Annotated in this window: 19 protein-coding genes and 2 pseudogenes; 3 read left to right on the top strand and 18 right to left on the bottom strand. The window is 48.3% G+C overall.

All coding sequences use genetic code 11. The features are described from left to right. Positions 1 to 16: 16 nt before the first annotated feature. The 11 genes from fabD to ACQE26_RS14585 all read right to left on the bottom strand — a co-directional run bounded on the left by fabD (position 17) and on the right by ACQE26_RS14585 (position 11,969). Positions 17 to 1,219, bottom strand: a complete 1,203-nt coding sequence (gene fabD / locus ACQE26_RS14635; RefSeq protein ID WP_500469938.1) for an ACP S-malonyltransferase — start codon at positions 1,217 to 1,219, stop codon at positions 17 to 19. 618 nt (positions 1,220 to 1,837) lie between these two features. After that, on the bottom strand, positions 1,838 to 2,623 hold the full coding sequence (locus tag ACQE26_RS14630) for a 3-hydroxybutyrate dehydrogenase (protein WP_438263499.1): 786 nt from the start codon (positions 2,621 to 2,623) through the stop codon (positions 1,838 to 1,840). Between the two features lie 12 nt (positions 2,624 to 2,635). Then, positions 2,636 to 3,292 (bottom strand): 3-oxoacid CoA-transferase subunit B, encoded by a 657-nt coding sequence (locus ACQE26_RS14625; protein ID WP_500469936.1) that lies wholly within the window; start codon positions 3,290 to 3,292, stop codon positions 2,636 to 2,638. 17 nt (positions 3,293 to 3,309) lie between these two features. Further along, on the bottom strand, positions 3,310 to 4,011 hold the full coding sequence (locus ACQE26_RS14620; protein WP_500469934.1) for a CoA transferase subunit A: 702 nt from the start codon (positions 4,009 to 4,011) through the stop codon (positions 3,310 to 3,312). Between the two features lie 24 nt (positions 4,012 to 4,035). Continuing rightward, the gene (locus tag ACQE26_RS14615; protein ID WP_500469932.1) at positions 4,036 to 5,481 is read right to left on the bottom strand and encodes a GntP family permease; all 1,446 of its coding nucleotides are present in this window, start codon (positions 5,479 to 5,481) and stop codon (positions 4,036 to 4,038) included. A gap of 312 nt (positions 5,482 to 5,793) precedes the next feature. Further along, on the bottom strand, positions 5,794 to 6,990 hold the full coding sequence (locus tag ACQE26_RS14610; protein WP_500469930.1) for a cytochrome P450: 1,197 nt from the start codon (positions 6,988 to 6,990) through the stop codon (positions 5,794 to 5,796). Position 6,991: 1 nt separating this feature from the next. Continuing rightward, positions 6,992 to 8,011 carry a biotin synthase BioB gene (bioB, locus tag ACQE26_RS14605; protein ID WP_500469928.1) on the bottom strand — a complete coding sequence of 340 codons (1,020 nt, stop codon included), beginning with the start codon at positions 8,009 to 8,011 and terminating at the stop codon, positions 6,992 to 6,994. Between the two features lie 2 nt (positions 8,012 to 8,013). Beyond that, on the bottom strand, positions 8,014 to 8,715 hold the full coding sequence (gene bioD, locus ACQE26_RS14600) for a dethiobiotin synthase (protein WP_500469926.1): 702 nt from the start codon (positions 8,713 to 8,715) through the stop codon (positions 8,014 to 8,016). After that, on the bottom strand, positions 8,712 to 9,866 hold the full coding sequence (gene bioF / locus ACQE26_RS14595) for an 8-amino-7-oxononanoate synthase (RefSeq protein WP_500469924.1): 1,155 nt from the start codon (positions 9,864 to 9,866) through the stop codon (positions 8,712 to 8,714). The genes bioD and bioF overlap by 4 nt, the downstream gene beginning before the upstream one ends. Next, positions 9,856 to 11,202 (bottom strand): adenosylmethionine--8-amino-7-oxononanoate transaminase, encoded by a 1,347-nt coding sequence (bioA, locus tag ACQE26_RS14590; protein ID WP_500469922.1) that lies wholly within the window; start codon positions 11,200 to 11,202, stop codon positions 9,856 to 9,858. The genes bioF and bioA overlap by 11 nt, the downstream gene beginning before the upstream one ends. Beyond that, positions 11,199 to 11,969: a 6-carboxyhexanoate--CoA ligase gene (locus ACQE26_RS14585; protein WP_438422077.1), complete on the bottom strand. Its 771-nt coding sequence runs from the start codon at positions 11,967 to 11,969 to the stop codon at positions 11,199 to 11,201. The genes bioA and ACQE26_RS14585 overlap by 4 nt, the downstream gene beginning before the upstream one ends. A 203-nt stretch (positions 11,970 to 12,172) precedes the next feature. Here ACQE26_RS14585 and ACQE26_RS14580 point away from each other — a divergent pair. The 3 genes and pseudogenes from ACQE26_RS14580 (at position 12,173) to uptA (ending at position 14,187) form a co-directional block, all read left to right on the top strand. Beyond that, positions 12,173 to 12,622, top strand: a pseudogene (locus ACQE26_RS14580) (GtrA family protein). Between the two features lie 6 nt (positions 12,623 to 12,628). Further along, positions 12,629 to 13,522 carry a UTP--glucose-1-phosphate uridylyltransferase GalU gene (gene galU, locus ACQE26_RS14575; protein WP_099744131.1) on the top strand — a complete coding sequence of 298 codons (894 nt, stop codon included), beginning with the start codon at positions 12,629 to 12,631 and terminating at the stop codon, positions 13,520 to 13,522. A gap of 74 nt (positions 13,523 to 13,596) precedes the next feature. After that, on the top strand, positions 13,597 to 14,187 hold the full coding sequence (gene uptA / locus ACQE26_RS14570; RefSeq protein WP_489202267.1) for an undecaprenyl phosphate transporter UptA: 591 nt from the start codon (positions 13,597 to 13,599) through the stop codon (positions 14,185 to 14,187). Positions 14,188 to 14,242: 55 nt separating this feature from the next. On the opposite strand, the gene ACQE26_RS14565 is transcribed toward uptA, so the two are convergent. The 7 genes and pseudogenes from ACQE26_RS14565 to ACQE26_RS14535 form a co-directional block, all read right to left on the bottom strand. Continuing rightward, positions 14,243 to 15,772, bottom strand: a complete 1,530-nt coding sequence (locus ACQE26_RS14565) for an acyl-CoA carboxylase subunit beta (protein WP_438422082.1) — start codon at positions 15,770 to 15,772, stop codon at positions 14,243 to 14,245. A 17-nt stretch (positions 15,773 to 15,789) separates the two neighbouring features. Continuing rightward, positions 15,790 to 16,569, bottom strand: a complete 780-nt coding sequence (locus ACQE26_RS14560; protein ID WP_500469919.1) for an enoyl-CoA hydratase — start codon at positions 16,567 to 16,569, stop codon at positions 15,790 to 15,792. A gap of 15 nt (positions 16,570 to 16,584) precedes the next feature. Continuing rightward, positions 16,585 to 17,484: a hydroxymethylglutaryl-CoA lyase gene (locus tag ACQE26_RS14555; protein WP_500469917.1), complete on the bottom strand. Its 900-nt coding sequence runs from the start codon at positions 17,482 to 17,484 to the stop codon at positions 16,585 to 16,587. 15 nt (positions 17,485 to 17,499) lie between these two features. Next, positions 17,500 to 17,712, bottom strand: coding sequence for an acetyl-CoA carboxylase biotin carboxyl carrier protein subunit (locus ACQE26_RS14550; RefSeq protein ID WP_045927041.1), 213 nt, complete (start codon positions 17,710 to 17,712; stop codon positions 17,500 to 17,502). Then, positions 17,709 to 19,058, bottom strand: coding sequence for an acetyl-CoA carboxylase biotin carboxylase subunit (locus tag ACQE26_RS14545; RefSeq protein ID WP_500469915.1), 1,350 nt, complete (start codon positions 19,056 to 19,058; stop codon positions 17,709 to 17,711). Before ACQE26_RS14545 ends, ACQE26_RS14550 begins: the two co-directional genes overlap by 4 nt. A gap of 21 nt (positions 19,059 to 19,079) precedes the next feature. After that, a pseudogene (locus tag ACQE26_RS14540) lies at positions 19,080 to 20,732 on the bottom strand (AMP-binding protein); the annotation flags it as partial. Between the two features lie 32 nt (positions 20,733 to 20,764). Further along, positions 20,765 to 21,907 (bottom strand): acyl-CoA dehydrogenase family protein, encoded by a 1,143-nt coding sequence (locus ACQE26_RS14535; protein ID WP_500469913.1) that lies wholly within the window; start codon positions 21,905 to 21,907, stop codon positions 20,765 to 20,767. Between the last annotated feature and the right edge of the window lie 113 nt (positions 21,908 to 22,020).

Genomic DNA, 22,020 nt, shown 5'->3' with positions numbered 1-22,020 from the left:
TCCCCTCCTGGGCGCTTTATTTTAAAATCTGCAATTGTTCCCAAGCCGGAAGCTGTTTAGCTTCACAAATTAATTTGCATAAATGGATTGAATGTTCGAGTTCTTGTTCTGAAAGCACGTCTTCATGCCTTTTCATTCTCTCCTTCAGCTCTTGGATTTGCATAAATAATGGCGTCGTCATATTGGAATAAGCCGCTGAATCCTCGTTGTAATTTCGCGCAATGACGGATTGAATCATCAATTTATTCAGTTGTTTTTTGCGTAAACGGACAATATGCTTCTTTCTTTCCGCTGAATTGGAAAGCAGCTGAACATCAGATGTCTGTCCTAAGGGATAAGGTGCAATGTGATTCGTTGTTTTTCTCAGCAGACCGGTTAAGACATTGTTCGGACCCATTTCGATGACTTCTGTGACTCCTTGTAAAAGCAAGTAATGCATTGATTCCGCCCATCTTACCGGCATCGTCATGTGCTGCTTGAGATGTTCGATGATCGCATTTCCGCTGCTGTAAGGGCGTGCGGTGACGTTTGAAATGATCGGCCATGCGGCATCCCGGAAGGAATACTGGTGTAATGCACTCTGGAATTGTTCGGATGCCGATCTTATCATTGAACTGTGAAAAGGTGCACTTACATTTAAATAAGTGTATGCCGCCCCCTTTTCCTCCGCCATCCTGATGACACGTTCCACAGCTTGCCGGTGTCCGGAAATCACATGCTGCCGGTCTGAATTCATGCAGGCTACACCTGCCGGAAAGTCTTCCGTCGACACTTTCGCACACATTTCTTGCAATGTTTGAAGAGAGAGCCGGGTCACGGCGGCCATCGTCCCCTGCTGCTGAGGATCGGCATTTTGCATAAGAATTCCCCGCCGCCTTACAAGTGTAACGGCATCATGAAAAGAAAGGGCGCCGGCACAGACAAGCGCCGAGTATTCTCCTAAGCTGTGACCTGCAAGAAAGCGGGGCTTCACCCCTATTTCTTGCATATACACTTGAAACGCAATCACACTGACCGTTAAAATAGCGGGCTGCGCATTCATTGTTTTTGTTAATTCATTCATATCACCGTTAAAACACAGCTTTTTTATATCCAAGGAGATCGCGTCGCCAGCTTCTTCAAATAATCTTTTTGCGACCGCAAAATCGTTCCAAAATTGTTTACCCATTCCTACAAATTGAGACCCTTGTCCAGGAAATAAAAAGGCAAGATTGTTCATGAGATTCCTCCGATCATATTGAACAAAAATACAATATCCTACAAATTATCCCTTTATCTAACATCCTAGCATGATTACAACAAATGTGTATAGAATACTTTCGGAGGAGTTATTGTTCGATTTTACAAACGAATTAGATATATTTATTCATAAAATAAAACATGGGGGTTTCACCTAAAATCAGTCTTAAAGAGAGGTGATAAGAGCCGGGCCGGAAGCTTGTTACCGACTCTTCTTCACTCATGGTGCGCCCTTGATGTTTCATATTTTTTGGGTATATCGGCATAATTGTGTCAGAAATTACATCTTTTCTGTTTATTGTAAAAGTTCATTTGTATATCTGTGAAGGATTGTAAACTGGTTATGCAGGAATGAAATTAGAAGAGGAAAATCTGCAAGTGAAATGCGGCGCAGAACATACGGATGAGCCTGCTCCGATACCGATTGACGCATTCTCAATCGATTGAATTCCGGCTTTTTTTGTTTACATTGTTTTGTAAGACCTTCCGTCAGCATTCACCATCTTGCTTATCAAGAACCCCTTTTTATTTTGCACTCCTTATTTGGACAGAAAAAAACAGTCGCTTTAGAACGGCTGTTTTTTCATGGGTATCAGAACTATTGAGCGGTATACCCGCCGTCCATAACGACGGCCTGACCGGTGACGCCTTTTGCTTTGTCGCTAGCCAAAAATACGGCGTAATCCGCAATTTCCTTCACTGACAGCAGCCGTTTTTGGGGAACGAGCGGAAAGATGACGTCCTCCAGCACCCGTTCGTACGGTACATTCCTTGTTGCGGAAATATCCTTTAACTGATTGCGGACAAGCTGAGTGTCCACATATCCCGGGCAAAGCGCATTGACGGTAATGCCGTCAGCCGCGCCTTCAAGTGCGCCGACTTTCGTTAAGCCGATGACGCCATGCTTGGCACTGTTATATGCCGCTTTTCCGTAAAAACCGATCAGTCCGTTGACAGACGCCATATTGATGATCCGTCCGAACTGCTGTTTTTTCATGACGGGGAATGCATGTTTCATGGTGAGAAACGGTCCAGTCAGCATGACACGGATGAGCCTTTCAAACTGTTCCGCGGGAAATTCCTCGATGGGCGCGATATGCTGAATGCCCGCGTTATTTACGAGAATATCGAGCCGGCCGAATTCCGTCACGGCTGTTTGAATCATATCGGCCGTTTGTTTTTCATCTGTTACATCACACGTGATGCTGATGGCATGGGCGCCTTCTCCGCTGAGTTTTGCAGCAGCTTCTTTTCCCGCCTGTTCATTAACATCCGCTATGAGAACGGAGGCTCCTTCACGGGTGAATTCTTGAGCGATTTCAAATCCGATTCCTCTGGCTGCCCCTGTCACTACAGCTGTTTTGTGTTTCAGCATTGAATGCATGATGATACCTCCTTATTTCCGCCCGGACGTTAATGCTTCACTGACAGTAAAATGACCTTCTGTTTTCTCAAAGACCTCCTCTATTGTTACACCTTCCTGCAATTCGGTCAGCGTCATACGGCCTTGGCGGAAATCGAATACCGCCAAATCTGTGATCAGCCGATCGACGACCTGCCTGCCGGTTAAAGGCAGCGTACATTCCGATTTCACTTTGGACTCTCCATATTTATTCACATGCTCCATGATGACAACGATCCGTTTTGCTCCGTGAACCAAGTCCATGGCGCCGCCCATTCCTTTAATCATTTTTCCGGGGATCATCCAGTTCGCCAAATCTCCCCGCTCGGACACTTCCATGCCGCCGAGGATGGCGACATCAATGTGACCCCCGCGAATCATAGCAAACGATTCGGCACTGTCAAAATACGAGGCTCCTTTGACTTCGCTAATGGTTTCTTTCCCGGCGTTAATAAGATCTGGGTCCTCCGTTCCGGCAAGGGGATAAGGGCCGATTCCGAGCAAGCCGTTTTCCGACTGAAGCATCACATTGTAATGATCCGGGATTTCATTGGCGACAAGCGTCGGCATGCCTATCCCCAAATTCACATTCATTCCGTCCTTAATTTCCTTTACTGCCCGTGCGATCATTCGTTTTCTGCCATCTTTCATGAGATCAGCTCCCTTCTTCATGCTTCCCGGACGGTGCGGCGTTCAATCCGTTTTTCATGTGTCGTGCTTTTGAGCACATGCTGGACAAAGATACCCGGTGTATGAATGTGATCCGGATCAAGCTCTCCGATATCGACGATTTCTTCAGCCTCTGCAATCGTCACTTTGCCTGCCATGGCAGCAAGCGGATTGAAGTTTCTCGCCGTCTTTCTGAAAACCAGGTTGCCCATAGGATCAGCTTTCCAGGCCTTTACGATGGCGGCGTTCCCTGTAATTCCTTTCTCCAGAAGATAGGTGCGTCCTTCAAATGTCTTCTGTTCTTTTCCTTCGGCTACTGATGTTCCGACGCCCGCAGATGTATAAAAACCCGGGATGCCCGCCCCTCCCGCGCGAATTCGTTCTGCGAGCGTTCCTTGAGGAACCAATTCGACTTCCAGCTCCCCGCTTAAAAACTGCCGTTCAAAGGTTTTGTTTTCTCCCACATAGGATGCGACCATTTTTTTGATCTGCCGATTTGCAAGCAAGAGGCCCAGTCCCCAGTCATCAACACCGCAGTTATTACTGACAACGGTCAGGTTTTTCACGCCGCTGTCCCTGATCGCGAGAATTAATTGTTCCGGAATGCCGCACAGGCCGAATCCTCCTGCGATGAGGGTGTCTCCGTCTTTGATCAGTTCAGCAGCTTCTTTAAACGAATCCATGATTTTCCCTTTTCCCATATTCGCTTCCCCTTTCTGTTTTGGCTACACAAGGCCCGTCAGACTGTAAATACCGATGATGACAAACACAGCGGCTGTTTTAATGACGGTAATGGCAAAGATATCTCTGTAGGATTGGCGGTGAGTCAACCCGGTGACCGCGAGCAGCGTAATGACGGCGCCATTATGCGGAAGAGTGTCCATCCCGCCGGAGGCCATCGAGATCACCCGGTGCATGACCTCCGGCGGGATGTGAAATGTATGGATTGCTTCTGTATACGCTGCGGACATCGTACTTAAAGCGATGCCCATTCCTCCTGAGGCCGACCCTGTAATCCCGGCAAGCGAAGTGGTCGTCACCGCTCCATTGACAAGCGGATCAGTAAACGTCTGCGATATACCGCTGCTGACCGCTTTGAAGCCGGGAAGCGCTGCGATGATGCCGCCAAATCCGTATTCGGCTCCTGTATTCATTGACGCCAGCAAGGCGCCCCCGATGCCCTCATTCAGTCCTTCCTTCAAATTGAAGAGCACTTTTTTCCAATCGAACAAAATCGTTGTCATGATACCGATGAACAGTGCGAGCTCTACTGACCAGATCGCAGTGACGGAAGAAAGATCAATCTTTCCGAACGCTTCTAAGCCGAGCGGCGCAAAATCAAATCCGTCGGGATACCAATGCGGGAGCCACATCGTGAAGCATTTGTTCAATACCCCGACAACGATAAGCGGCATAAAGGCGAGCACTTGCCGCGCGGTACTGAGTTCTGCCTCCTGCGGTAAATCAGGCATGTTTTTTTCATAAGCCAAACCTGAGGATTCCTTTGCAGCGGAAACTTCAGACGGAAACCCAGCATAGCCTTCTCCTGCATCGGCCGCTTTCTTGCGCCGGAATTCTAAATAAAGCATCCCGGCCGTAAGCACAAATGCTGCACCAATCAATCCGAGCCAGGGAGCGGCATAAATATTTGTTTTAAAAAATGCTGTCGGAATGACATTTTGAATTTGCGGTGTGCCGGGAAGCGCATCCATTGTAAATGTAAAAGCGCCCAATGCAATCGTTCCGGGTATCAGACGTTTGGGAATATCAGCTTTCATAAATAGGTTTTTAGCAAACGGATAGACGGCAAACACCGCTACGAAGAGACTGACGCCGCTGTACGTTAAAATCGAACCCATTAAGACGATGGCGAGAATGGCTCTTTTTGCTCCCACAAGCCTGACGATTGTTTTTGCGATCGACTCGGCGAGCCCGGATATTTCAACAACCTTGCCAAAAACAGCCCCCAAAAGAAATACGGGAAAATACAGCTTAATAAAGCCAGCCATCTTCTCCATAAATATATTCGAGAAGAAAGGAAGTACGAAGCTCGGATCTGTCAGAAGCACAGCAAACAGCGCGCAAATCGGGGCAAATAAAATGACTGAAAAGCCTCGATAAGCCGCAAACATCAGCAAGCATAATGCCAATAAAATAATGATAATGTCCACAAATCCCCCTCTTTTCTGCTTCATGATAGCAAACGCTTACAAATTGATTCGAAGGAAGAAAATGCAACGACCATGCCAAGCTTACATCATGCTTCGTTTTTTCGAAAAAAGACGAATGAATTCTGGACAATTGGAAGTTTCCGTTTTGGCGGAAAGAAAAGGAAGCCCTTGTTACGTTATATTGAATGGCTGAGCGGTGAGTTTTTTTGGATATGAGAGAGAGGGTTTTTGCTTTATAAATATGTATTCTTTTTTCTTTCATTTATTTCCTGCAAGAGGAACCGGAAAAATCCAGCCCTCCTGCATGGTCATTCAGCCGACGATAACCGGAAGCTCTGTGAGCGATCTAAAACCAATGAGCTTGCGGTATTCAAGCTTAGGTGCGGCCAGCCGAAGCTTAGGCAACCGCTCTAACAGCGCTAGAATGGCTATTTGTGCTTCAATGCGCGCTAATCGTGAACCCACGCAAAAATGGGCATTCTTTCCGAATGCAAGATGCGGATTCGGTTTTCTTTCAATGTCCATTTTGTGAGGCTGATCGAATATGCTTGGATCACGATTGGCTGCACCTAAAAGGATATATACCTGCTCTCCTTTTTTTATGATCTTTCCATTTATTTCGCAGTCTTCTGAAGCGGTGCGGGCCGTCAGCTGTGTAGGGCTGTCGTAACGCAAACATTCCTCGACTGCAGTTTCAATAAGCGAGGGGTTTTCTCTCAGTGCGCTAAGCTGTTCAGGGTGTTTCAATAAAGTATACACACCGTTGCTTATGAGGTTTACCGTCGTCTCGTGTCCGGCTATGATAAGTAATACACATGTCGCGAGTACTTCGTCTTTTGAAAGCTGTTCCTCCATAATAAACCTGCTGATTAAGTCTTCCTTGGGATGCGTTTCCCGCTTGTGAATCAAATCTCTGAAATATGACGTCATCCTGCCTGCGGTGTCGCTTGCTCTGACTAACGTTTTTCTTGACCGGGTAAAATCAATGGCCTGAATGACGTCTGCTGTCCATTGTCTGAATTGATATCTCTCCTCTTTCGGCACTCCGAGTATCTTCGCAATGATGAGGCTTGCCAATGGAAAGGCAAACTCTGAAACAAGGTCTGCGGTTTTTTTGTTTTGCACTTGATCCAATAAGTCATGCACCGTTTCTTTTATACAGGGGCGGAGTGATTCCGCCGTCTTTGCGGTGAATTCTTTCCCTATAACCATCCGCATCCGCTTATGGTCTGATTGATTTTTAAATAACAGCATATCATGCTGGATATGCGATAGATTTTGATATTTCGTTGATGTTTCCGGAAGAGGAACGCGGTTTTTAAACCGGGTGTCTTTCAGAATCGCTTCCGCCTCTTTATACCCGGTGACATACCAGCCCGGATATTTTAATACGGTTCCTTTATAAACAGGATCAATGGATCGCAGTTTGTCATAAAACGGGTAAGGGTCATTCCAAAAATCTGAATCCGCCTGGAGGGACGGATGTGAAATTGATACGCCCGCCGTCATCTTATACCTCCGTTTTGCAGGCGGATTGTAAGCCGGCTTTCATTTCTTCGACGGATTCAACTTCAAAACCTAGATCATGGAGCATTTGATGATCCTCTGTTTCATGCTGTCCTGAGGTTGTTAAGTAATCGCCGACGAATATAGAGTTTGCCGCGTACAGGCCGAGCGGCTGCAGCGAACGCAGGTTGACTTCCCGGCCTCCTGAGATACGGATTTCTTTTGCCGGATTGATAAAACGGAACAAGGCGAGCACTTTCAGGCAGTACACCGGACTTAATTCGCTTACTCCTTCTAACGGAGTTCCGTCAATCGCATGCAGAAAATTAACCGGGATGCTGTCGGCATCAAGCGCTTTCAAGCTGTTCGCCATATCAATGACGTCCTGTTTCGTCTCTTTCATGCCGACGATGACACCCGAACAAGGTGACATCCCCGATTGTTTCGCCATTTGTACGGTATTGACCCTGTCGTCATACGTGTGTGAGGTCGTAATGTTTGCGTGATTCCTTTGTGATGTATTGATGTTATGATTGTACCGGTCGACTCCTGCCTGTTTCAGCCGCTCTGCCTGTTCCGGCTTCAACAGACCGAGACATGCGCAGATTTTTAAACCGTACGTTTCTTTAATTTCTTTGACAGCATCAACCACTTGGTCTACTTCTCTGTTTGACGGTCCCCGGCCGCTGGCGACGATACAGTATGTTCCTATATTCAGGTCATGGGCGCGTTTTGCCCCTTTAAGCAATATATGCTTATCCACCATCCGATAAGACTCGATCGGCGCTTTTGATATTGCAGATTGTGAACAGTACCCGCAATTTTCGGGACACAGGCCTGACTTTGCATTCATAATCATATTCAGCTTTACCTTTTTTCCGTAAAATCGTTTTCTGATATGAAAAGCGGCATGCATCAGCAATAAAAGATCCTCATCAGGGCAATTTAAAATGGCAAGCGCTTCCTGGTTCGTTACTTCCGCCCCGTCCAGCACTCTCTCTGCAAGATCCATCCATTGATTCATGTTTATCTCCCCATTTGTGTCAGATTCATGAAAGAGGAAACATCTACATGTTTCTCAATCATGTGTTGAATGTTTTCTGCTGAAACGTAATCCAGCTTCGGTGTCATTCCCAAAATCGGAACTTTGCATAATCTTTCAATCATGCTCGGGTTTGTCTTTTCGTCCATCCCCGGCCGGCTTTTTACGCCGTTGATAATAATGCCGAGAACCTCTATCCCCATGTTTTTCGCATATTCAACGGTTAAATATGTGTGGTTGATGGTTCCGAGATCAGGCCTGGCCACAATCACTGCCGGCAATTCCAAGGCCTTTATCAGATCACTGACTAAATAATTTTCACCAAGCGGAACGGAAATGCCTCCTGCCCCTTCGACGATGAAACACTCATGACGATTTTTGATCTTTCTCCAGTGGGCCGTGACCTCCTCCATGCTCACGGATTTTCCTTCAAGCATGGCGGCCGTGTACGGTGCAAGCGGCTCTTTCCATTCAAATGGCGTAATCTCTTCATGAGACAGTGCGGTTTGTGACATGTTTTTCAACAGCGAGGTGTCGCTGTCCGGATGAGTCCGCGGCACCCCGCTTAAAAACGGCTTAAACACTCCGACATCCGCACGTTTCTGCCTGAATGCCGCGGCTAGTCCGCAAGAGACGATAGTTTTTCCGACGCCCGTATCTGTTCCTGTGACAAAAAAACTTCTCATTTGTTTATATTCAGCTCTTTTCTAATGGAATCAAATGCTTCTGTCAGCTCGTCTATGTCCTGTAAGCTGCGATCCGCCGTGACGGTCAGCCTGATTCTGCTTTCACCGTCAGGAACGGATGGCGGGCGGATGGCCGGGGCGCAGATTCCCTTTTTCTCCAGCAGTGCAGCAATTGAAACCGCTGTTTTTGCATCACCGATGATGACGGCAATGATTGGTGTATCTCCGCCTCTTACGGTAAAACCAATATCGGTCAGACGGGTTTTGATCGTTTTGACAGACGATAGCAGCTCACGGCGCGTATCGTTCATATCTGATATGATGTCAAATGCCGTATGGGAAGCCGCACAAATTGACGGCGGAAGGGCCGTCTGAAAAATAAACGTCCGCGCATGATTCAGCAAAAAATCAATGAAAATGTTTGACCCCGCGGCAAAACCGCCTTCCGTTCCGACCGCTTTGCTTAACGTGCCGATGACAACATCAGGACAAACACCGAAATATTCACTGGTTCCCCCGCCGTTTTCCCCGAGTACACCGGTTGCATGCGCGTCATCTGCTATCACAAATGCCTGATACTGCTTTGCAAGCGCCATTATGCGGTCAAGAGGCGCAATGGTGCCGTCCATGCTGAAGACGCCGTCCGTGACGATAAAGCGGCGGTTCCTGGACTGAACGGAGGCAAGTTTTTCCTCAAGATCAGCCATATCAATATGGCGGTACACGATGGTTTCCGCTTTCGATAAACGGCAGCCGTCAACAATGCTCGCATGGTTCAATTGATCGCTTAAAATGACATCGCCTTTTTGCGGCAGTGAAGCAAGCACGCCCATATTCGCCAAGTAACCGCTGGAAAACAATAAAGCAGCTTCCGTCTGTTTAAAATCCGCGATTGTTTGTTCAAGTGTTTCATGCCAAAAAGTATTTCCTGTCGTTAACCGGGAACCGCTGCTTCCCGCTCCGAAGCAGCTTAGCGCCGTTTGCGCAGCTGTGATCAGCCGTTCATCTTTTGACAGGCCTAAATAGTCATTGGATGCCCAGATCTTTTCCCTCTTGTTTTTGAGAGCGGTTTCCTGTTTCCGCAGCGTCCGATACAGCCCGTCTCTTTTCACCGCATCGAGCCTTTCGAAGAGCCATCCGTCAAAATCCACGGCCGGTCACCTCGGCTATCGCTTCTTTCATAATGGAGATCATGGCTTTTAACTGATCAGTCGTGCTGGCGAGCGGCGGAAGAAAGGCGATGACGTCTCCGAGCGGCCTCGTCAGCATACCGAGCTCTCTCATTTTCAAAGACACCTTATATCCAACACGCTTTTCAGGCGGATAAGGCTGTTTTGTCCCCTTATCCTGCACGAGCTCTATGCCGCACATGAAACCGAGCTGGCGGACATCGCCGACATGAGGAAGCTGCTTCAGATCATGAAGAAGCATCGCTGCCGTTTTTGATTTTTCGGCAACTTGTTCAACGATGCGCTCTGATTCAAATAAACGAAGATTTTCAATTGCCGCGGCACAGCCCAGCTGATTTCCTGTATAGGAGTGGCCGTGGAAAAATGTTTTCATATTTTCATAGTCGTCATAAAAAGCTTCATAAATCGCTTCTGCGGCAAACGTCACGGCGATCGGCAAATAGCCTCCCGTAATTCCTTTCCCTGCGGCCATCAAGTCCGGCTGGACATTTTCATGCTCACAGGCAAACATTTTTCCGGTGCGGCCGAACCCCGTCGCCACTTCGTCAACGATCATTAACACATCATATGCCGTACACAGCTTTCGTACGCCTGCCAGAAAGCCTTCAGGCATGACGATCATGCCGGATGCGCCTTGCACCATCGATTCAATCGTAAGTGCGGCAATCTCTTCGTGATGCTTTGCAAGCAGCTGTTCGAGCGCGTTCAGACATTCATCCCGGCACTGTACGGGGTCGCCGCTTTCAGATCTGTATACATAAGGAATCGGCGCTTTGTAGCTTTCAAACATCAGCGGGCCGTATACATGGTGAAAGAGTTCAATAGAACCGATGCTGACGGCTCCGATCGTATCGCCGTGATAGCCGTTCTGCATTGAAATAAATGTCTGCTTTTTGGGTCTCCCTATGTTTTTCCAGTATTGAAAGGCCATTTTCAGAGCGATTTCCATTGCTTCGGCTCCGCTGTCAGAGTAAAAAACACGTGTCAGATTTTCAGGTGTAATGCCCGTCAGCATCTCGGCAAGTTCTGTCGCGGGAACATTCGTCATGCCCAGCAAGGTCGAATGAGCGATTTTTTTAAGCTGTTTTTGAATCGCCTCATCCATTTCTTTTTTGCGGTGGCCGTGTACATTGAGCCATACTGAGGAAAAGCCGTCATAGTATTCTTTGCCGCTTGTGTCTTTCAGCATGATTCCGTTTCCGCTTTCAATGATTAACGGATCTTCATCGTAATCTTTCATTTGTGTGAAAGGCAGCCAAAGATGCTTTTTGCTTTTTTCAATCATGGATTGTTTCATATGTTCCCCTCCCGCTGAATGAACACAGGCTGTTTCTCTAAAAAATGGATACAGCTCTGTGTATCTGTGATTCCATCTGAAAAGAAAATCCGGCAGCCGCATTCATCGCCGTCATTCTTCATCTTGGTAATCCGCTGATAGCCCAGCTTTTTTGCGGCAACGTAGCCCGTTATGTAATCAGGGTCATCTGACCAGCACACTTCAGCTATGATTCCCGGATGCGCGCAAACCTTTGCCGCGATGGCATGTGCTTCTTTGATTCGTGAATTTTCCGGCATGTTGTGCTCAAAAGCCCATTTTTGAAAATCGTGTGTCGGCCAATCCACTCGGGATACCCGCACACCTCTTTCCCTTCTGCCGTCAATACGTTTTCCTGTCCGGATGTCAAACAGGACTGCTCCTCTTGCTTCTCCATATTCCGCGATGCTTTGATAGGCTTTCTCTATCATGCGCGGAGGAATTCCTGCTTTTTGCAAAAGCGTCCGGGCGATTGCTTGTCCTTTCTCTGCCGTATCTGTTTGATGTACAGTAATCGGCAAAGGGCGGATCGTTTTGATCGGTTCATTGACGCTTTCAAGCTGGATCTGCATGAAATCAGGTGTCCCTCTTGAATGCGAGAAGCCTTTATGTAATAAGCCATTCACCGCTTCCTGTATTCCGCTGTAAGTGATAAGCCGTTCTCCGCCGGAAATGTGTTTCCCGCCCTGTTCATGAGGGGCGTTTCGGGAAGCTCTCATTCTGACGCTGTAATAGGTTTCTTCCTCCAATCCTTTCCCCTCCTTTCTCTTACCTTGAAAGACAATGTTAACCAAAATAATTAAAGGTTAACACTTATACAGAATATTAGTGCCCCTCTCGAAATATGTCAACCTAAACTATCAATATGTTAACTTAACGTTTTCATGTTTTGTTCATATTTTAGTCATTGTTTTTTCAACGCAGTCCGCTAAAGTAATCGATATCAACAAATATGACAGCCATCCGCATCTTATTATGAGGGGAGGTCACCGTTATGCTGAAAGGAAAAATAAAGACGTTAGGCCGTTTCTGCACGGTCGGGGCCGGAAATACGCTGATCGATTTTGGTGTTTTCTTTCTGCTTACCGCCTGCCATGTCCCTTATCTGCCGGCACAGATCTGCTCCTATTCGGCTGGAATGATCAACAGCTATGTGTGGAACCGGAATTGGACGTTTCGTGTAAAGCGCAAGGCTGACGGGAAAGAGATCGTGCGCTTTCTCATCATTAATCTTGCTGCGTCGGGGATCACCTTTTTGCTGCTGTACGCGTTTCAAAAAAGCGGCTGTTCGCTTTTAGTGAGTAAGCTCGCCGCCACTATTGGCGGAATGATGATGAATTTTTTCGGAAACCGAATCTGGGTATTCGGAGATTCGCTGAAAAACATACAGGATCAGGAGTGAAGATGAATGAGAAAAAAAGTGAGAAAAGCGGTCATTCCCGCAGCGGGTTTAGGAACGAGATTTCTGCCGGCGACAAAGGCGCAGCCGAAAGAAATGCTGCCGATCGTGGACAAACCGGCAATCCAATATATCGTAGAAGAGGCCGCCGAGTCAGGGATTGAAGATATTCTGATTATTACAGGAAGAAACAAGCGCTCGATTGAAGATCATTTTGACCGGTCGGCGGAATTGGAATTCAATCTGCGGGAAAAAGGCAAGACGGAGATGCTGAAGGAAATGCAGCAGATTGCCGATTTGGCCAATATTCATTACATCCGCCAAAAAGAGCCGCTCGGCTTAGGTCATGCGGTGCTGTGTGCGGAGCATTTTATCGGAGAAGAGCCTTTTGCCGTTCTCTTAGGTGATGATATTATGGTATCTGACACTCCCGCGCTCTCGCAGCTCATAGACGTCTATAACCAACACGGCACAGAAACGATCGGCGTACAGCCCGTCGATCCCGCCGATGTCAGCAAATATGGTATTATACAGACAGGGCGGCACAACGGTCATGTGTACCAGGTTGAGGATCTGATTGAAAAGCCGGCTGTTGAAAAGGCGCCCTCTCATATTGCCGTGATGGGCCGTTACATATTAACCCCTGCCATTTTTAAAGCGCTGAAGACGATCGGAAGAGGCGCAGGCAACGAAATCCAATTGACAGACGCACTCCGCGAAGTGTGCCGCACCCAAAGTATCTACGCGCGAGAGCTCGAAGGAAGACGGTTTGATATAGGCGACAAGCTCGGCTGTTTTAAGGCCGGCACGGAGATCGGGCTGCTGCGGAAGGAAATGAGACCGAAACTCTTAGCTTATTTAGAAGAGGTATTAAAAAGAGAATCTGAAGAAAACGTGCGTTAAAAAATAATTTGTAACCATTTTGCTTGTCAATCAGTCATATAATTGGGTAAAAAGATAAAGAGGTTGTGAACAGTGTGGGCAATTTTATTAGTGAAATATTATCCTGGCTGACAAGTATGGGCTATTTAGGGATTGCTCTCGGATTAATGATCGAAATCATTCCGAGTGAAATCGTTTTGGCCTATGGAGGCTATATGGTGTCAGAAGGCACGATCGGTTTTATCGGCGCCGTTATCGCCGGCGTGATCGGGGGAACGATCGCGCAGTGCTTTATTTACTGGATCGCCCGTTATGGGGGGCGGCCGTTTTTGGACAAGTACGGCAAGTACTTACTGCTGAAAAAGCATCATATTGATGTTGCCGAAAACTGGTTTCGCCGTTACGGCGCGGGCGTAGTATTCTCGGCCCGGTTTATCCCGGTCGTAAGACACGCGATTTCCATCCCGGCCGGCCTCGCGAAAATGCCGCTTTCCAAGTTTCTCACCCTGACGACGCTTGCGATTATTCCGTGGTCTGTCATTTTCGTTTATCTCGGGTATCAGCTCGGCGGACAGTGGAAAGATGTAGACAGCTATGCCGGAATGTATACGACTCCGATCATTATATTGGCTCTTGTATTTATTGTTGTTTATTTTGTCGTGAAAAAGATGAGATCAAGACTATGAAAAAAAGACTGCATAGAAGAACGGCCGCGGGCCGGATCTATGCGGTCTTTTTTATTTATACCGGGTATACGGGGTGTTTCCGGTGTGTGAAAGTCAGTTGTTTAGACATGTAAGCAGTGAGGCGTTTATTGAGTTCGTCCCGCAAGGAATCAGCGGGAACGATGCCGTCAATCACCATTTCAGAGGCAAGACGGTAAAGGTTAATGTCTTCCTTGTATTCATCTCGCTTTTCCTGAATAAAAGCCGGCCTTTCTTCTGGAGCGAGTTCGCTGATTTTGTTTGCGTAGACCGCATTTACCGCTGCTTCTGGCCCCATTACGGCAATTTGCGCAGTCGGAAGCGCTAAGCAGCAGTCCGGTTCAAAAGCCGGGCCCGCCATCGCATATAATCCCGCACCGTAGGCTTTTCTGACAATAACGGAAAGCTTCGGAACAGTCGCTTCCGCCATTGCGGAGATCATTTTTGCGCCATGCCTGATGATGCCCGCCTGCTCAACCTTCGTTCCGATCATAAATCCGGGGATGTCTGCCAAAAACAGAAGCGGAATATGAAATGCATCGCACAAAGCGATGAATTTTGCGGCTTTATCCGCCGAATCAAGAAATAAAACCCCGCCTTTGACACGCGGCTGGTTGGCGATAATGCCGACCGGCTGTCCGTGAATCCGCGCAAGTCCCGTTATTAATTCCTGCGCAAATAACGGTTTAATTTCAAAAAAAGAGTCTTCATCGATGACACGTTCAATTAAATCCAGCATGTCAAACGGTGCGTTTTGATGTGCCGGAATGACATCTGAGAGCGGTTTTTCAAATTCTTTCGGGTTCTTGGATTCGCTGACAGGCGCTTTTTCCGTATAATTTGCCGGAAAGTAGCTGAGATATGTCCGCGCCATCGTGATTGCTTCTTGTTCCGTCCGGGCAAGAAGATCACCGCAGCCTGATACGGAACAATGCATACGGGCGCCGCCCATTTCTTCAAGCGAAACTTTCTCGCCGATTACCATTTCCGCCATGCGCGGAGAGCCTAAGTACATGGATGCATTGCCTTCGACCATAATGACAATGTCGCAAAAGGCCGGAATATAAGCGCCTCCCGCAGCGGAAGGGCCGAACAATAAACAGATTTGCGGTATGCGTCCCGACAGCTTTACTTGATTATAAAAAATGCGGCCGGCTCCCCTTCTGCCCGGGAACATGTCGACCTGATCGGTAATTCTTGCACCTGCTGAATCGACTAAGTACAGAAGCGGACACTGCAGTTTTTCTGCCGTTTCCTGAATGCGGATGATTTTTTCCACCGTTTTCGCGCCCCATGAGCCCGCCTTTACGGTTGAGTCGTTTGCCATCACACAAACGGTTCTGCCGCTGATGGTTCCGATCCCGGTGACAACCCCGTCAGCCGGCAGTCCATCTGACATGCATTCGGCGAAAAAAGCGTCTTCAACGGATATGCCGTCATCGAATAGAAGCTTCAGCCTGTCTCTTACAAATAGTTTTCCCTTTTTTTCGTTGCTTGCGTGATATTTAGCCGCTCCTCCCTTTTCAATCGTTTTGCTGCGTGTCTGCCGTTCTTTTTCGTAATCCATCCGAGTCCCTCCAAGTTTTATTTTCCTTTGTATTCAGGGGGTCTTTTTTCATTAAAGGCGCGCAGCCCCTCTTCTCTGTCAAGCGTCGGGATGACTTGTGCATATGCTTTTCGTTCGATTTCGAGCCCTGTATTGAGGTCTGTCTCCAGCCCCCTGTTTATCGCGAATTTTGCTTGTCTGACGGCGATCGGCCCATTGGCGGCGATGCGGCCGGCCAGTGCTTTTGCTTTTTCCATAAGTTCTTCGGCATCACATACATGCTCGACCAGCTTTATGTCTTTTCCCTCTTGGGCCGTGAGCCTCCGGCCGGTGTAGATCAACTCTTTTGCCGCACCGGGTCCGATCAGCCTCGGCAGTCTCTGTGTTCCGCCCGCCCCTGGTATGATCGCAAGGCCTGTTTCAGGGAGGCCGAGGCCCGCCCGGCTGGCGGCGATTCTAATATCGCAAGCAAGGGCGAGTTCAAGTCCGCCGCCGACTGCCGTTCCATTCAGCGCTGAAATGACCGGCTGCGGGAGTGCTTCAATTGAGGCGGCGGTTTCACCGATACGCTTGACGCTTTGTTTGACTTGTTCATGATTCATCTCCGCTCTTTCTTTTAAATCAGCACCGGCGCAGAATGTGTTTCCGAAGCCGGTGAGAATGACACAGCGAATGGATGGCGAGTTATTGATGTCTGTAATCACACGCTGTAAATCATCAATCATTTCTGATGACAGTGAGTTGGCTGCATGCGGGCGGTTCAGCGTGATCAGACCGATTGTTTCTTGACAGACGGAAAACAATACGCAATCTCCCATGGCTTCTCCTCTCTCTCATTTCGTTCTGAAGACTTGCAGGTTTCTGCTTGGCAGGTCTTTGCCGATTTTATCCCCGATCCATCCGGCGGCTTCAAGTAGTTTATTCATGTCCGTCCCGGTATAAATCCCCATTTGTTCAAGCATATAAATGACGTCTTCTGTGGCGGCGTTTCCTGCTGATCCCGGGGCATACGGACAGCCGCCAAGCCCGCCTGAGGAGGTATCAAAGGATGTAATCCCCATATCAAGGGCGGGAATAATATTTGCAAGAGCCGTGCCTCTTGTATCATGGAAATGGAGTGCGATTTTTGAGGCGGGAATTCTCGGCAAAAGAGCTTCAAGCACGGATATGACCTGCAAGGGGTTCGCCGCGCCGATTGTGTCGCCGAGCGATAATTCATCAACACCCATTTCAAAAAGCGTGTCTGTGAGCCGGATGACTTGTTCGATCGGTACGTTTTGTTCGTAAGGGCATCCGAATACAGTGGAAAGATAAGCTCTCGTTGCCATTTTTTCAGCTTTTGCTTCAGAAATGACCTGCCTGAGCTCTTGAACGGTCCGGTCAATCGGTTTGTTGACGTTTTTTTGGTTATGGGTTTCGCTCGCTGATAAAAACACACAGGCTTGATCAATTCTGCCTTCTGCCGCATGCTCCAGCCCGATGAGGTTTGGAACGAGAGCTGCGTATACTGTATGTTCTGTTCTGGTAATTCCCTTTGCAACGTCCAGACTGTCACGCAGCGCCGGAATCCACCTCGGATTCACGAATGAAGTCACTTCGATATAGGAAAGTCCTGTTTTTGACAGCATATTGATCCACTCAATCTTATCTTCTGTATCCACCCATGCGGACTCATTCTGCAGGCCGTCACGAGGCCCTACTTCGTTGATGCGGACATGCTTCGGACAGTTCATGCTGCACCTCCCGTTTTATTGGAGCTCAATCAGGACCTCACCTTCATCGGTGAAATCGCCTTCTGCTTTTTTCACTTCTTTCACCGTTCCGGATACATCAGCAATAATCGGAATTTCCATTTTCATTGATTCCAAGACAGCTACTTCCTGTCCTTCTTCGATGACATCGCCCGGTTTCACATGAATTTTCCACAGATTTCCCGCCATCTGAATTTTTATCTCGCTCATTTGGACGCCTCCCCGTTCATGGTTTGTAAAAATCCGGTTGTCGCTTCACCCTTTTCAAACGCTTCTGAATGGGCAATCTTTGACAGCAGCGGAATATTGGTTTTAATCCCTTCTACATGGTATTCGCGAAGAGCGGTTTTCAGTTGTTCAATGGCTTGTTTTCTCGTATTCGCCGTGACGATCATTTTGGCAATCATCGGATCGTAAAACGGAGAAATGGTGCTTCCCTTTTCAACGGCGCATTCGTGTCTCACTGACGGATGCCGTAAAACGGAGAAAGACGAGATGGTGCCGGGTGACGGATAAAAGGTGACCGGATCTTCCGCATAAATCCGCACTTCGATCGCATGCCCGTGATGTGTGATGCCTTTCTGTGAGAAAGTCAGCGGCTGCCCTGCGGCAATTTTCAGCTGCTCTTCCACAAGATCCAGTCCTGTAATTTCTTCTGTCACCGGATGCTCTACCTGCAGTCTTGTATTCATTTCTAAGAAATAGATTTGTTTCTTTTGGTCGACGAGAAACTCTATGGTGCCCGCATTTTGGTAGCCGATCGATTTAGCGGCTTTAACGGCGGTCTCGCCGAGTCTTTGTCTTAATTCATCATCAACAAACGGGGACGGCGCTTCTTCTATCACTTTTTGATGGCGCCTTTGCACTGAACAGTCACGTTCAAACAGATGAACGGTATTGCCGAAAGAATCTGCGAGAATCTGAATTTCAATATGACGGGCGTTTTCAATGACTTTTTCCATATACATCGCGCCGTCTCCGAAAAAGGATGCGGCCCGCTTTTGATTGCTTTCAAACGCTTTGGCCAGCTCTTCTTCTGAATGTACGATCTGCATGCCGATTCCGCCGCCTCCAGCGGACGCTTTCAGCATGACCGGAAAGCCGATGACGCGGGCCTCGGCTAAGGCCGAGTGTACATCGGGCAACGGTTCTGAAACACCGGGAACGATCGGGACCTTTGCTTTTTGCATCGTTTTTCGGGCTTCTATCTTGCTGCCCATTTTGGCGATGATGTCAGCGGGCGGGCCGATAAATGTGATTTGTTCCTTCCGGCAGCGTTCGGCGAACGAACTGTTTTCCGACAGCAGTCCGTAGCCGGGGTGAATGGCGTCCGCTCCGGCGGCTTTAGCGGCTTCTATGATTCTGTCGATATGTAAATAGCTTTCATTTACTCTCGATTTTCCGATCGGATAAGCCTCATCTGCCGCTTTTACATGGAGCGCATTCTGATCGGCTTCTGAATAAACAGCTGCCGAGGGGATACCGAGACGTTTGCAGGTGCGGATAATTCGTAAGGCGATTTCTCCTCTATTGGCAATCAGGATTTTTGTAAACAAATGTGAAGCACTCCTTTTTCATTAAGTTAACTTGAGCTCTTCAATCGTTTTTTCCCGCAGCTTGAATTTCTGAATTTTTCCTGAGGCTGTCATTGGATATTTATCTGTGAATAATACATACCGGGGGACCTTGTAGCGGGCGATATGTTCTTTGCAAAAGGCTCTGATGTCTTCTGCGGAAGCGGTTTGTCCGTCTTTGAGCCTGATCCACGCCGCGGCTTCTTCTCCGTATTTCGGGTCAGGCACGCCGACAACCTGAACGTCTGCTACTGCGGGATGCCGATATAACATTTCTTCAATCTCCCGGGGATAGATATTTTCGCCGCCTCTTATCAGCATGTCTTTCAGACGGCCGGTGATTTTGCAGTACCCGTCTTCATCCATGACCGCCAAATCACCCGTATGCAGCCAGCCGTCTTTGTCTATCGCTTCTTCGGTCGCTTCTTGATTTTTATAATAGCCTTTCATGACATGATATCCGCGGGTGCAGAGCTCTCCCTGTTCGCCCCGGGCGGCCTCTTCGGATGTTCCGGGCCGAACGATTTTGATTTCGATATGAGGAAGCGCCCGCCCGGCTGTTTCCACTCTTCTTTCAAACGGATCATCCGTTCTTGTCTGCGTAATAACAGGTGATGCTTCGGTCTGTCCGTAGGCAATGGTAATGCCGGTCATCCCCATTTTGCCGATCACTTCTTTCATGACTTCCGCCGGACATGGCGAGCCGGCCATAATTCCGGTTCGGATGTGAGAAAGATCATATTCAGAAAAACGGCTGTCATTTAGGAGGGCGATAAACATCGTCGGCACACCGTGCAGAGCCGTGCAGGCTTCTTGCTCCACCGTTTTCAGAACGGCTGGCGGAGAAAACTGTTCAATCGGGATCATCGCTGCACCCGCGGAAACACATGCCAGCACGCCGAGCACACACCCGAAACAGTGGAAAAACGGCACGGGAATGCATAAACGGTCACTTGGGGTAAGCTTCATGCACTCTGCGATATTGGCCGCGTTATTGACGATATTAAAATGTGAGAGCATGACGCCTTTCGGAAATCCGGTCGTACCCGATGTATATTGCATATGAATGCAATCATCCTTGTCCAGGCTGTCCATCCTTCCGTCAAGCGCTGCATCCGTTACAGACTCGGCATCCTTCAGCAAAGAATCCCAACGGTGCATGCCGGGCGGTCTTTGATCCCCGATATATAACACCGTCCGTAAAAAGGGATACCGTTTCGAACGCAGCCTGCCGCGCTCACAAGTTTTCAGCTCCGGAATCAGCTTATTCACCATTTCAACATAAGATGTCTGCCTGTAGGAATCCATGATAATCAGGGACGTGACGTCTGAATGTGCCAGCAGGTAATCGAGCTCTGCGATTTGAAAATTCGTATTGATGGTGACCAGGACGGCGCCGATTTTCGCCGTTGCAAATTGCGCCGCGAGCCATTCCGGTATGTTGGATGCCCATATGGCCACATGATCTCCTTTTTCAACTCCCAGCTTCATCAGCCCTTTTGCGGTTTGCCGGCATAACCGGTCAAACTCCGCATACGTATAACGAAGGCCGCGCTCAGGGTAAACAACCGCTTCATGATCCGGAAAAAGCTCCGCGGTCCGCTCAAGCAGCTTTCCCGCTGTTAAATGGATAAGTTCAGCCATATGACCTGCTTCCTTCCATTCTTGTTTTGGTAAACGTTTTCATTTCACTTCAAGAGCTGTCTTGCAATGACCATTCTTTGAATTTCTGACGTTCCTTCGCCAATCTCCATCAGCTTTGCGTCACGAAGCATGCGTTCGACACCGCACTCCTTCATATAGCCGGAACCGCCGTGAATTTGGATGGCCTGAAGGCATGTTCTGACGGCCATTTCTGAAGCATAGAGCTTGGCGAATGCCGCTTCTTTCGTAAATGGCAGGTGTTGATCCTTCAGCCAGGCCGCTTTAAGCACCATTTGTCTGGCAAGGTCAATTTCCATCGCCATGTCAGCGAGCTTAAATTGGATGGCTTGAAATGACGATATCGGGCTGCCGAACTGCTTGCGTTCCTTCGCATATGAGAGCGACGCCTCCAACGCTCCTTGAGCGATACCGACAGCCAGCGCCGCAATCGAAATCCGTCCGCCGTCTAATGTATATAAAAATTGCTTGAAACCTTTTTCAGGATCACCGAGCAGGTTGTCGGCAGGCACCCTGACATCCTCCAGCACAAGCTCGGCCGTATCCGATCCTCTCACACCCATCTTGTCGTACGGACTTGTGATCGTAAATCCCGGTGTGTCTGTCGGGACGATGAGAGCTGAAATGATCGGTTTTCCGGCGGAGTTCTTTCCCGTAACGGCGGTGACAATGACCGTGCGGGCGTAATTGGCGTTAGTGATCCAGCATTTCTCTCCGTTTATCACATAGTCAGCACCCATTTTCTCAGCCTTTGTCTGTGTTCCGCCAGCATCTGAACCGGCATTCGGCTCCGTCAATCCGAATGATCCGAGCGCTTTTCCGGAAGCTAGCGGAGTAAGATGTTCTTGTTTTTGCTGTTCCGTACCGAAATAGTACAATGGGCTTGCACCGAGTGACACGGCTGCCGCGTAGCTCAGCCCCGTGCTTCCGCAGGCTTTTCCGATTTCTTCAACTGCCGCTGCATAGGAAATGGTATCACCGCCCGCTCCTCCGTATTCTTCCGGAAACGGAATTCCGAGAAGGCCGAGTTCGCCCATTTTCTTAAATGTGTCTATCGGAAAGACGGCTGATTGATCAACCTCATGGGCTTTCGGGGCAATTTCATTTTTGGCGAAATCTCTGACCATTTCGCGCACCATCTGCTGTTCTTTTGTCAGTTGAAAATTCATTAACCTTCCTCCTTCTGCTGCTTTCTACATTTTATTAATGGGGGTCTTTATTCATTCCATCCAAATAAAGATTCGGACTCATCCGCCAAAAAAACTGACAGCGCGGCAACTGT

The sequence above is a fragment of the Bacillus sp. 5RYD7K genome, assembly GCF_059831465.1.
The sequence above is the reverse complement of the archived record's forward strand: the minus strand, read 5'-3'. Positions and strand labels throughout refer to the sequence as shown.

Bases quoted from the DNA above. Each gene is read 5' to 3' on its own strand.
- galU (WP_099744131.1), top strand. From the start codon at position 12,629: ATGAGAAAAAAAGTGAGAAAAGCGGTCATTCCCGCAGCGGGTTTAGGA.
- ACQE26_RS14550 (WP_045927041.1), bottom strand. From the start codon at position 17,712: ATGAGCGAGATAAAAATTCAGATGGCGGGAAATCTGTGGAAAATTCAT.
- ACQE26_RS14610 (WP_500469930.1), bottom strand. From the start codon at position 6,990: ATGACGGCGGGCGTATCAATTTCACATCCGTCCCTCCAGGCGGATTCA.
- ACQE26_RS14625 (WP_500469936.1), bottom strand. From the start codon at position 3,292: ATGAAAGATGGCAGAAAACGAATGATCGCACGGGCAGTAAAGGAAATT.
- ACQE26_RS14560 (WP_500469919.1), bottom strand. From the start codon at position 16,569: ATGGGAGATTGCGTATTGTTTTCCGTCTGTCAAGAAACAATCGGTCTG.
- ACQE26_RS14555 (WP_500469917.1), bottom strand. From the start codon at position 17,484: ATGAACTGTCCGAAGCATGTCCGCATCAACGAAGTAGGGCCTCGTGAC.
- bioB (WP_500469928.1), bottom strand. From the start codon at position 8,011: ATGAATCAATGGATGGATCTTGCAGAGAGAGTGCTGGACGGGGCGGAA.
- bioD (WP_500469926.1), bottom strand. From the start codon at position 8,715: ATGAGAAGTTTTTTTGTCACAGGAACAGATACGGGCGTCGGAAAAACT.
- fabD (WP_500469938.1), bottom strand. From the start codon at position 1,219: ATGAACAATCTTGCCTTTTTATTTCCTGGACAAGGGTCTCAATTTGTA.
- bioA (WP_500469922.1), bottom strand. From the start codon at position 11,202: ATGAAACAATCCATGATTGAAAAAAGCAAAAAGCATCTTTGGCTGCCT.
- ACQE26_RS14565 (WP_438422082.1), bottom strand. From the start codon at position 15,772: ATGGATTACGAAAAAGAACGGCAGACACGCAGCAAAACGATTGAAAAG.
- ACQE26_RS14535 (WP_500469913.1), bottom strand. From the start codon at position 21,907: ATGAATTTTCAACTGACAAAAGAACAGCAGATGGTGCGCGAAATGGTC.
- ACQE26_RS14620 (WP_500469934.1), bottom strand. From the start codon at position 4,011: ATGGGAAAAGGGAAAATCATGGATTCGTTTAAAGAAGCTGCTGAACTG.
- ACQE26_RS14630 (WP_438263499.1), bottom strand. From the start codon at position 2,623: ATGCATTCAATGCTGAAACACAAAACAGCTGTAGTGACAGGGGCAGCC.